Origin of the sequence: Clostridium saccharoperbutylacetonicum N1-4(HMT), from assembly GCF_000340885.1 — a bacterium.
Lineage (GTDB): Bacteria > Bacillota > Clostridia > Clostridiales > Clostridiaceae > Clostridium > Clostridium saccharoperbutylacetonicum.
Genome location: NC_020291.1, coordinates 6000476 through 6013524, shown reverse-complemented (window position 1 = coordinate 6013524; position 13049 = coordinate 6000476). Strand labels below are relative to the sequence as shown.

Here is a 13049-nt window from a genome sequence, read left to right as displayed (position 1 = left end):
ATATTGATAATTACCGTTGAAAATTAGTCATCACATAGCAAATGGCCAAATATTAAGATGAACTATAACTGATAAGAGATTACAGGATGTATGTTATGAATTTTTTGCAACACTTTTTTTATGTCGATTGTATTATATATAGAAAAATAAAAAACAATGAATAAGCTTATTCGAGATTGTAGTAAATAAAATATATAATACAGATTTTTGGAGGAAAGAAAATTATGATTAGAAGAACAAATAAAATCACATCACTACTATTAGCGACGGCAGCTGTTGTTTCAATGGTACCAGCATATGCTGCAGATATTAAAAAGGTTGATACTGAAGTAGGAACTGTTTACAACGCTATAGCATATAAAGATGGGAAAGATTTGGTAAATGGAAAAATTAAAGACAATGAAGGGACTTATTATTATGTTAATGGAAAATATACTAATTTAAATGATATTGATTCGGGTTCGGATTATACAATATATGGAACTAAATATGCTGAAGTAGAAAATGGCGATTATTATGTAGATTTAGATACAGGTAAAGTAACAAAGGATTCCATGAGAAAAAATGATTTGGACGATGCTGAATCGTCTTTAAGAAAAAAGATTAAAGAGGTTAATAGATATAATAGTAATTCTAATTTGCCAACAGACTTTATAAAAATTGCAGGAAATAAATTTAGTGAAAATTGGTATGCTACTAAATTCTATACGATAGCAACTAATCTAGATAATGCTGGAGATAAACCAACAATATATACTGATGCTAAAGGTAATTATATTGATGCAGATTATAATTTGGGAAAAATTAAAGTTGAAACCACAGGATCAGGAGTGTCAGGAGAAGTTACAGTAGAAAATACAGTGGATAAAAAAATATTAAAATCTGGATCTACTACAATTGCAACAGTAGATGCTAAAATTGTAAATTCAGCTACTAAAGAATTGGGACAAGATAAAGATAATATTTATAGATATACCCAAGTTAAAATTACGTTAACACCTGCTAATGGTATAACGCTACCTTCATCAGTAAAAATAAATGGTAAAATATTTGCAGTTGATGCTAGTAACCATACTGTAATATTGGATACAATTCAAAAAATATCTAAAGCGCAAAATTCAGATACTATTAAAGATGCAAAATATGCAAAATCTGTAAGCAATTATATTATAAGTAATGACAATGGGTCAGTATTATCAAATGAATCTAATTATTTAGCTTTAGCAAAAGTATCAGGGACTGAAGCGAGAGTAATAGGTGAAAAACTAGTGTTATTTAATATCAATAATACAAAGGGTTCTGATCCAAATTTAAAAATTCAAGCAGCTACATTAAAAGGAAAGAATGGCTATTATTATACAGATGTTGAAAAAAAGGCAGATATTAAAGCAGAATATAGCACTGATATTAATAAAGCAGCAATTGATACTGATATAGAAGGAAATATTTATATCTTAGATAGTGGATACATTAAGAAATTTGATGGTACTGATGATTGGACAAAGATTTATAAGGTAGATGGTGCATTTGATTCATTATCAGTTTATGATAATAACAATATGATTACTTGGAGCCAACATGATGAGGTTTATTCAGTAATAGGTGGTAAGAAACAAGATGATAATCCAACTCCTACTCCGAATGTAACTAAAGGCTGGGTAAAGGCTACAGATGGAACTTGGTCGTATAATAAAGCTGATGGGACTAAAACTATAGGTTGGTTCCAAGATGGAAATGGTTGGTATTATACTAATGGAGCTGGAGTAATGCAAACTGGATGGCAATATGTAGGAGGCTTGTGGTATTATTTAAATCCAGTATCAGACGGTAATATGGGAGCAATGAAAACCGGATGGCAGAATATTGGTGGAACCTGGTATTATTTAAACCCAATATCAAATGGTGCTATGGGTGCGATGAAAACAGGATGGATTAATGATAACGGAACATGGTATTACTGTAATTCATCAGGGGCGATGCTAGCTGATACAGTTGTTAATGGATATGTATTAGGAAAAAATGGAGCTTGGATTAGATAATTTTCAATAGAAAATTTATAAATATATAAGAAGTTAATTAATAAAATACAATAAAAATAGGCACATATGAGTTGGTATAATGTTATTGACTCATATGTGCTTTTGATGCTCTAATTAATTTTGATTTGGTTGCCCTTAATTTATAGTATTTGAAGGTTTTGAAGAAAAATGATATGCTGAAATAAATGATGACACGATTATATAAACTGACAATTGATAATTACTACCTTGTAATACTATGCTATAATATGGATATAATTTAGACTATTAAAATGAGGGATAGTAATTAGGAGGGAAAATATGTTGAAAAATATTAATAAAACAATATCTTTATTAGCAGCTGTAGCAACAGTGGTTTCTATAGTGCCGGTTAGTGCTAATGCAGCAACTAAAGAAATAAAATCTCAAGAGGGAGATATTTATAATGCCATAGCTTATAAAGATGGAGAATTCTACATAGGTGGTAAGCCTAATAAAAAAGATGAAGGGGCTTATTTCTTTAGCGATGGAAAATATAAAGAATTAGACAACCTTGATTCAGAAGATAAAGTTGAAGTGTATGGAACTAAATATGCGGAAGTTAAGGATGGAGAATATTTCTTAGATTTATCAAATGGTAAAGTTTCTGATGATGAGATTAAAAATAAAGATTTAGATAGTGTAGGGGTTAATTTAAGAAGTAGTATTAAATACGATAATGATGGAAGATATGATGATACTGATGCAAAGGATATTAAAGAAGTAACTGAACTACCAAAAGCTAAATTTGCTGAAGGCTGGTATGCCGCACAATATAAAACAAAATCAGCAGATACTAATATTAATGGTGGAGCAACTAGTTTTAATGTTTATACAGATAAATCTGGGAAGTATATTGATGCTGATTACAATTTAGGAAAAATAAAAGTTCAATTAGATGGTGGAAAAACTGCTAATGTAGAAAATACTAATGATGCAGATAATAATGTAAGAGGAGCAGTAGCTAATGCTACAGTTATTGGACAAGACTCTAGTAATATTTATAGATTAGCAACAATTACAATTAAAACTACTAATGGTATAGCAGTAACAGGAATAGGTGGATTAACTTTAGGTACAGAAACTACAGCATTTACTCAATCGTCAGATAAAACCAGTGTAACTTTCCAGGTTATTCAGGTTATATCAAAAAATCAATATTCTAAAGGGATTAATGGAATTAAATATGCAAGAACCGTAACTGACTATATTGTTTGCGATAAAAATGGTAAGAAAATAGATTTATTAAGTGAGGATCAAAAAGCCTTTACTGTTTCAGATGGTAAATTAATTAATTATAAACTAAATGGAAATGACCTTGAAGCTTCAATTATTGAATTAAAAAATAAAAGCTCTCTTTATTATGTTGAATTAGGAGATAATGATAATATAACAGTTCAAGACGGAGATAATTCAGTAGATGTTGATGTAAAGGGTAATTTATGGGCACTATCAGATGATGCTGTATCAAAATTTGATAGTGATGGAAATTTTGACAAGGTTTATGATACTGATGAAGAATATAATGATTTATCTGTTTATGATCAGGATAATTTAATTGTTTGGAATTCAAGTGATGAAATTTATTCAGTAATAAGCAAAAAAGTTGAATCAGAGGATAAGACAGATAAAACTACTAATACTGATAAAAACACAACTACTAATGAAACAAAGGCTGGTTGGGTTTCAAACAATGGAACTTGGAGTTATATCAATGCTGATGGATCGAAATTCAAAGGATGGTTTGGCAGTGATCAAACTTGGTACTATTTAGATGAGAATGGGATCATGGTCACTGGTTGGAAGCAGGTAAATGGACAATGGTACTATTTAGACACAGTTTCAGGCCTTATGAAAACTGGCTGGTTTAATGATAATGGAAAGTGGTATTATTTCGATGCATCAGGAGCAATGCAGAAAAATACATCAATTGGAGGCTATAAATTAGATGCCAATGGTGTATGGGTTGGCTAAAGCTTTTATATTTATATAAGCTCTGATTAAGAATACATATATCCCTTCAGGAAATCCTGGAGGGATTTTGCTATTAATTAATAAATTATTATTACGCTTTGAGTTTTGCAATTACATTACAATTGAAAATTAAGCATTGGTCAACTTTCTACATTATAGATATCCAATTTAAGAGTTTTACTTATAAATGTAATAAGCATGAATAATTGAGAAATTATAATTATAATACTAAACTAGAAATCCGATACATTTTTCTGGAAGCAGGCATGTGAAATTGAGCTGATGAAGGTTCTTAATTGGGGCTTGTCTCATTTACAGCTTGTTTAAAAGTGAATGTCCAAATTTTATATTTGGAAACATGAACTTTCTCCTTGGGGATTTTACATCTGGAGCACGCTGTAATGACGACAAGACGCCATTTAGAACCTTCCAGCGAAAATTTCACTAGTCCTGCGGAAGATAAATGTATCGGATTTCGGTAATTGTTGCATAAGTCTAATTCTTGCTTTGGATATCTTTAATTGATTACTGATATTTGACTATTAGAATATATATAACTTCATATGTTACTTTATTCATTTCTAAATATTAATTTCCAAGTACTATAAAAAATTCATGCAATAACAATAATTTTATTAAAAAAATAGGCATAAAATTGAAAAAAACGTATATAATTATGTGGACAATGTCGAATTGGGTTGATATAATTATATTTGTAAAGTTGCTAAATAAAAACAAAAGATTAAATTTCGGGAGGAATATACAAATGATAAAAAGAATGAGTAAAGTAACTTCAGTATTAGTAGCTGCTGCAGCTATTATTTCAATGGCTCCAGCAAATGCTGCTGATTACAAGAAAATTGATTCACAAGAAGGAACTGTATATAATGCAGTAGCATATAAGGATGGGAAATTCTTTGTTGATGCAGAAATCAATGATAAGGATGATGCTACATATTATTTAGCAGATGGAAAGTATAATAATTTAGCAGACATTGACACAGGATCAACAGTTAGTGCGTATGGTTCTAAGTATTTAAATGTTGGAAATGGTGATTATTTTGTGGATTTATCTGATGGTAAAGTAACAGATGAAAATGTTGAGTCTAATGCACAAGATGATACTTCTTCTGCTTTAAGAAAGAATATCAAAAAAGATACAGATGGAAGATACAATGTTACTGAGGCAGCAACAATGAAAAACTTAGACGGAACAGATGGTCAAGCTCTTCCAGGAAATAAATTTACAGATTTATGGTATGGGACTACATATGCAAGTCTTAATGCAACAAATGATTCTGCTGCTAGATTAAATGTTTATACAGATGCTAGTGGAAATTACATTGATGCTGACTACAATTTAGGATCAATCAAAGTTACAACAACTGCATCTGGTGCTGCTGACAAAACTGTTACAGTATCAAATACTCATGACAAATACAATGGTGCGGGAACTGCAACTAATGGTGTATGGGCTTCAGTGGGAACTGAAAATGTAATAGGGCAAGATGCTAACTATATCTATAGAACTGCAAAAGTTACTATTAAAACTACTGCAGGAATTTCAGTAAGCAAAATTAATGGATTAGCTCTTTCTGGAACAACAACTGCATTTAATACAGCAACAGCTGGAGAAGTAAGTTTCACTGTTATCCAAAAGATCTCAAAAGCACAAGCTTCTGATGATATTGATGGAGCAAAATATGCTAAATCAGTTTCTACATATGTAGTATCAGATGATGCTGGTGTAGATGCAAGTGCAAGCTTATTAGGAAAATACACTGTTGCTAATGGAAAAGTAGTTGCTTACAGTGAAGATTCAGATTCAGTACAAACTCAAACAATGACTTTAAGTTCAACACATGGATATAACTATGTAGATGCGGCTGATAAAGCAGATGAAACTGCAGAAGTTAACACTAATGGAGATTTAGCAGTTGATACAGATGTAAATGGAAATATTTACAGATTATCAGGTGGATATATCTACAAATGGGATAATGATGCTGCTTGGGATAAATTATACAAAGTAGATGGTGCATTAAATGAAATGTCAGTTTACGATGCAGACAATATCGTAACTTGGAATGAAAAAGATGCAGTTTACTCAGTAATTGGAGCAAAAGATACAACACCTGAAACTCCAGTTGAAACTCCAACAAATAAAGGATGGGTTAAAACTGATGCAGGTTGGACATACTACAAGGCTGATGGTACTCAAACTAAAGGACAATGGGTTAACGATGGTGGAGTTTGGTACATGATCAAAGCTGATGGAATCATGGCTACTGGCTGGTACAATGATAATGGTACTTGGTACTTCTTACAAGGTTCAGGAGCAATGAAAACTGGTTGGTTAAATGACAATGGAACTTGGTATTACTTACAACCATCAGGAGCAATGAAAACTGGTTGGTTCTTAGATACTGATGGAAATTGGTACTTCTTAAATGCATCAGGAGCAATGGCAGCTAACACTACTGTTGATGGATACAAATTAGGTGCATCAGGAGCATGGATTAGATAATTTATCACTAATTAAGAATTGACAATTGAGAGATGACAATTGAAGAGGTTAAATTTGGGATGTTACTCAAACAGAAATTGATTTTCTGTTTGGTACATCCCTTTTTGTTCAAAAAAAATTAATAAAAAATTAAGGAAAATTAAAGGAAAATTAAAGGCTTAGTAAGTTTACAGTCATGCGCTAAGGTGTTAACATTAGTATAAAGAATAAAATGAAATTTTATGTGGTTTTTTACTATTAATATATTTAGAAATAAAAATCAGATAACCAATAAAAGTACTTTAGTTTAATTAATAATTAAATCTACATGTGCAAAGGGGGGGGAGAATGGACAGGATATTTAGAAGTGTAATTATAGGGGCATTTTTTTGTGGACTTTCTTTTATAAGTCCAAGCAGTCTTGATTTGGTTAATACTGGAGTTTATGCTAGCGAGAGGCAACCGTTTTTAAGGAATATTACTTTAAGTGAAGGTTCTAAATTAAAATTTGATCAAGATGTGCACTCATATATTGTTGATGTTGGCAAGGATATAGATGTTGTATCTATTAAAGTAAAACCAGATGAACCTGAAAATACAGTTAAAATTGACGGAGAAATTGTAACTAAAGATGATAGTTATAAAAAATGGGTAAATTTAAAGAAGGGTAAAAATAAAGTTGAGATAGAAGTAGAAGATGCTAATACACAAGCTGTTTCTAAATATACTGTTTTTGTATATAGAGGTGGGAAAGACGCTGTTTATCTAAAAGATATAAGAGTAGATGATGAAACCATTGGTTTTGATAATAGTATTAATTTTTATAATTTGGAATTGGATGAAGGCACTGAAATGGTTGAACTTAATGCAGTTACAGAAGACGAAAATTATACAGTAACTGTTAATAAAACAGAATTAAAAGCATCTAATATTACAAGATTAAGATTGCATGATATGGGTAAGTACACATTAACTATCACTGTTACTGATAAGGAGACAGGAAGAGTAGGAATTTATACCTTAAACATTTATTTGGGAATACCTGTTACACCTGATGTTCAAGGAGCTATTAATGCAGTATTAAAGCCAAATCAATGGTTAATAGTAAATGGAAGATGGAGATATAATGATTCCAAAGGTGATCCATTAAAGAGTACATGGTTTTATGATAATAAATATAAGAGATACTTTCATTTTTCTGGGGCAGGAAATATGCAGACAGGCTGGATAAAGGACAATGGAAAATCATATTATTTAAATAAATTTGGAATGATGGAGACAGGCTGGGTACTATTTGAAGATAAGTGGTATTATTTAGGCGCTGATGGAGCAATGAGAACAGGCTGGCTTCAAGATGAAGGAAAGTGGTATTTCCTAAATGAAGATGGAAGCATGGAAACAGGGTGGATAATTAAAAATGGGAAATGGTATTGTTTAAATAATGATGGAGCCATGGAAACAGGCTGGATTCCATATAAATATAAGTGGTACTATTTGAATTCAAGTGGAGAAATGGAAATAGGCTGGACTAAAATAGATGGGGAATGGTATTACTTTAATTATGATGGAAGTATGAAGTCAGGAGAATGGTTTAAGTATACTGGTGATTGGTATTACTTGAATTTTGTTGGAAATATGAGACATAGAATTGAAAGCATTGCAAATAGTGGATGGCTAGCGCAGAATGGAAAATACTATTATTTTAATGAAGATGGAACTATGAATAATCAAACAAAAACAATTGATGGTTATACCTATGATTTTAACCAGGATGGATCTGTTAAATTTGATTAGGTGATTATAAATGCTCGAGAGTTGATTTTCAATGAAAATTGGTAATTAATTCTTGAGCATTTATAATTGAAAAAAGGCACCAATATTATTAAAAAAATATGCACATATAAAAAGAGCAGCTATGCTGCAATTAGAATCAATTATAAAAAGAGCAGCTATGCTGCAATTAGGATCTGTTAAATTTGATTAGGCGATTATAAATGCTCGAGAGTTGATCTTTAATGAAAATTGGTAATTAATTCTTGAGTATTTATAATTGAAAAAAGGCACCAATATTATTAAAAAAATATGTATATTATAGTATAGGTAAGGTAATAATGTAGTTTTTAAGATTACAAAGTAAAATTTAGTAGAAGGGGTGGTTTGTTTTATAAAAAAGCCTATATTAGGGGAAGCTGGTACTCATGCAATATAGAGTAAACATTTAGTTGTTGGTTCTAAAAAATCTTGGTAAAGCAGCTATAAATATGGTATTATATTGGTATGAGTTTTGTCGATTTTTATAATTAATTATCGCAAGTGAGTAAGACAAATAAATGGGGGAGGACTATTGATGAGGACTAAAAAATTTAGTTTAAGAAAAATTATATCTTATTTGTTAATATTTACTGTGTTTTTTACAGTTTTACAAATTGGAAACACGAATAAAGCTAATGCTGCAACGCAAGAAACTACGCAAGTACCAGGGTTAGTTATAAATATTGGTGACTTGACAGAGAATGTTACTAGAATTGTAGATAAGGATTCTTTAGGTGGATATATTTGTGAATATCTTCCTATAGGAAAAGGCTTAACTTTAACTTCTACTTCTGGTTATAGTATTACAAGTGTTACAAGTAACTCAACTAATATGGTGATTGGGCAAATTGGAAATGCTAGTGGAGGGCAAAATTATACAATTAGTTCTATAACGGATTATAGTGATTTTATTCTTACAGTTACAATCAAGGATAGTGCAGGAAATTCAGTGACGTATCCAATAAAAATGAGATTTGAAGCTGATTCATCTCTTGATTTTAATACATTGAGAGTTACTTTGGATTCTCAAACTCCTCAGAATTTTCCATATAGTCAAATAGATGCAAATGGAAATTATTCTATGAAAGCAGACGCTACTATAAATACAGCTAAAATTGAATTGCTAGACATTTCAGGAACTCCTATGACCTTCACTGTTAATGGTGCAAGTAGTAACATTGTAAATTTAGTTGGTGGAGATAACATTATAAAAATAAAGAGAACTAATCAAAATGTTTCAAAGCAATATACCTTGGTAATTACTAAGAAAGGTCTGCCAAAGTTACAAGCATTGGTACCTTCAACAGGTGCTTTGACTCCAGCTTTTGATAAAGATGTTAATGAATACATTGTGACAGTTCCAACAGATCAAACTACAGTTTCATTTATCCCAACAGCTGTAGACAATTCGTCTACTATTAAAGTTAATGGGGTTTCTGTAGCTAGTGGAAGTAAGAGCCAAAATATAAAGTTAAGTGAAGGTAATAATGAAGTTGATATAGTACTTACTACTAAGGATGGAGATGTAGGAACATATATTGTAAATGTAACTCGTACACCATTATTTAGAAGTACAGGTCTTACAAGTTTGACTTTAACTTCAGGAACACTTTCGCCAACCTTTAATAAAGGTATAACTGAGTATACTGCAACTGTTGAAAATAGTATTACTTCGGTTGGAGTAACTCCTACAGCAGAAGATCCAAATGCAACTATTACAGTAAATGGGAAAAAGGTGCCAAGCGCAGCAACTTCACCTAATATTAGTTTAGATGAAGGTGTAAATACAATTAATGTTAAAGTTACAGATACTAAGGGAAATACTCAGACTTATGTAGTAAATGTTACAAGAAAATATTCTAAAGATAATGTTAATCTAGCAACTCTTTCTGTAACAGATGGGACATTATCACCAAAATTTGATCCAGAAACTTATCTTTATAGTGTTAAGGTAGCTAAAAATATTGAAAAAGTTAGAATATTATTTTCTGCTCAAAATGACAGTGCAAAGATTAAAGTTAATGGAAAAGAATATACAAATGGACAATCAGATTATATTAAGCTTGAGGTAGGAGCAAACAATGTAGATGTACAAGTTGTTGCAGAAGATGGAACAACAACTACTACCTATAAATTGAGTTTAATCAGAGGCGACATTGAAGGTAAAAATCAGTGGGTACTTGTTGCTGGAGAATGGAGATTTTATAATGCGGCAGGTATACAAGTTAAAAATGATTGGGTAAAATATGATAATCAATGGTATTTCTGTGATATAAATGGAGATAGAAAAACCGGCTGGATCTTTGAAAGTGGAAACTGGTACTATTTGAATGATGATGGTATTATGATAACAGGCTGGCAATATGACAAAGGTTATTGGTACTATCTTCAAGGTGATGGTTCAATGAGGACTAATGCTTGGGCTACTTATGATGGAAAATGGTATTACTTCAATAATTATGGACAACTACAAACTGGTTGGTATTTTTATAAAGGAAAATACTATTATATGGATGACCATGGAGTAATGCAAAAGGGTTGGGTAACTTACGATAAGAACAAGTATTACTTAAATGATGATGGTTCCATGAGAACAGGATGGTTATATACTGGAAAGATATGGTACTATTTGGATGACAGTGGAATGATGGTAAGAGGCTGGAAAAATATAGGCGGCAAGAACTATTATTTCGACGCAAATGGAGTTATGAAAACAGGAATGTTCTTCCTTGATGGTCAATGGATAAATTTGAATAATGCTTAATTTATGATTAAATGACAGGTTGTTTTGATATATATAAAATAACCTGTCATTTATTTATGAAATAAGTACAAAGTTTGAGTGTAGATTATCAATTAAAGTGGTTGCTGTTTTTGATTAAGAATTTAACATTAAGCTTTATTGAATATATAAGGGGAAAATGGTATTATAAATGCAATAAGAAAGGAGTGGGTAATTTACATAATTAGTCTCGTTTTTGTTTGTATTACATGATATTACAGGATAAGGAAATCAGGGGGAATGAAGATGGACGGAAATAAAAAAAATATATCTCTTAAGGCTAAACTTATAATAACATATGTAATTATGAGTGTTTTGGTACTTATATCGGGATTTGTAAATTTCAAACAACTTTCGGATATAAGAAATGGTTTGGCTAATGGAGATACAATAGCTAGCGACATTATTACAACAACAGGACTGTGCGTTATAAGTGTTGTTATAGCAGTGATTGCAGCAATGTATATGAATAAAAGTATAATTAAAAGATTAAATAACCTACAGACGTTTGCAAAGCAATTAGCAGCATATGATTTTACAGAAGAATGTGAAATGGCTAAAAATGATGAAATTGGAAATACTGGAAGGGAATTGAATATTGCCCAAAAGAACATTAGAGAACTTATTACAATAATACTTAATGAATCATCAAATATGAGTGCATTAAGCCAAGAATTATCAGCAAACATAGAAGAAGTCACAGCTAAACTTGAAGAAGTTGATAGGTCTTCAAAAAATATAAATGTAACTATGACTGAAACAAGTGCTACAGCTGAGGAAATTGCAGCTTCTATAGAAGAAGTAAATACTAATATGGAAGGATTAGCTGGTAAAGCTGAAGCAGGAAGTACTAATGCTGAAAAGATTAAGAAAAGAGCTGAAGGTATAAAGAATGATAGCCAAATAGCAATAAGAAATACAGCTCAAATTAGAGATCAAAAAGAAAAGAACATTGCAAAAGCAATACAAGATGCAAAGGTTGTTGAAGAAGTTAAAGTTATGGCAGGTGCAATAGCAGATATAGCTGAACAAACTAATTTGTTAGCTTTAAATGCAGCAATTGAAGCAGCAAGAGCAGGGGAATCTGGAAAAGGTTTTGCAGTTGTTGCAGAAGAAATTAGAAAGCTTGCAGAGGAATCTTCACAAACTGTTGTTACAATTCAAGACACAATAGGAAAAATTAATGAGGCTGTTAAAAATCTATCTGAAAATAGTAATGATATACTTAATTTTATGTCAACTGAAGTGGACAAACAGTTACAAGATTATGCTAAGGTTGGAGAAAAATATAGCAATGATGGTGAATTTGTGAGCACTATGTCAGAAGAGTTAGTTTCAATGGCACAAGAAGTTGAAGCTACAGTTGAACAAATTAATCAAGCTCTTCAAAGCACAGCAGCGGATGTTCAAAAGTCATCAGTAAGTAGTGAAAACATACAAGCTGAAATTGGAAGAAGTTCTTCTGCTATGGAACAAGTGGCTCATGCTGCAACTGAACAAGCAAAAATAGCAATACACTTAAATGAATTGGTACAAAAATTCAAAGTGAAATAATGAAATTTTATTAGTATAGATATCCAAAGCGAGAATTAGACTTATGCAACAATTACCGAAATCAGATACATTTATCTTCCACAGGACTAGTGAAATTTTCGCTGGAAGGTTTTAAATGGCGTCTTGTCGTCATTTCAGCGTGTTCCAGATGTAAAATCTGGACAAGCTTTAAATGAAACAGGCCCCATTAAGAACCATCATCAGCTCAATTTCACATGCCTGCTTCCAGAAAAATGCATCTGATTTCTAGTGTAGTGTTACGATTATAATTTCTCAATAATACATATATATTACATTTATAAGTTGAATGATTAAATTGGATATCTATATATGAGTTCTAATTAAAATTATACATTGCAATTAA

General features: G+C 31.2%; 6 protein-coding genes. All 6 read left to right on the top strand.

Annotated elements, in window-relative coordinates:
• The first annotated feature begins 224 nt into the window (after positions 1-224).
• The 6 genes from CSPA_RS26270 (at position 225) to CSPA_RS26245 (ending at position 12685) form a co-directional block, all read left to right on the top strand.
• A complete protein-coding gene (locus CSPA_RS26270) occupies positions 225-2039 on the top strand; it encodes an N-acetylmuramoyl-L-alanine amidase family protein (RefSeq protein WP_015395453.1) in 1815 nt (604 codons plus the stop codon).
• Positions 2040-2339: 300 nt separating this feature from the next.
• Positions 2340-4031, top strand: a complete 1692-nt coding sequence (locus tag CSPA_RS26265) for an N-acetylmuramoyl-L-alanine amidase family protein (protein WP_015395452.1) — start codon at positions 2340-2342, stop codon at positions 4029-4031.
• Between the two features lie 766 nt (positions 4032-4797).
• The gene (locus CSPA_RS26260; RefSeq protein ID WP_015395451.1) at positions 4798-6558 is read left to right on the top strand and encodes an N-acetylmuramoyl-L-alanine amidase family protein; all 1761 of its coding nucleotides are present in this window, start codon (positions 4798-4800) and stop codon (positions 6556-6558) included.
• 327 nt (positions 6559-6885) lie between these two features.
• Positions 6886-8331, top strand: coding sequence for a cadherin-like beta sandwich domain-containing protein (locus CSPA_RS26255; RefSeq protein WP_015395450.1), 1446 nt, complete (start codon positions 6886-6888; stop codon positions 8329-8331).
• 553 nt (positions 8332-8884) lie between these two features.
• Positions 8885-11113 carry a cadherin-like beta sandwich domain-containing protein gene (locus CSPA_RS26250; protein WP_015395449.1) on the top strand — a complete coding sequence of 743 codons (2229 nt, stop codon included), beginning with the start codon at positions 8885-8887 and terminating at the stop codon, positions 11111-11113.
• Positions 11114-11377: 264 nt separating this feature from the next.
• The gene (locus tag CSPA_RS26245; protein WP_015395448.1) at positions 11378-12685 is read left to right on the top strand and encodes a methyl-accepting chemotaxis protein; all 1308 of its coding nucleotides are present in this window, start codon (positions 11378-11380) and stop codon (positions 12683-12685) included.
• Positions 12686-13049 lie beyond the last annotated feature (364 nt).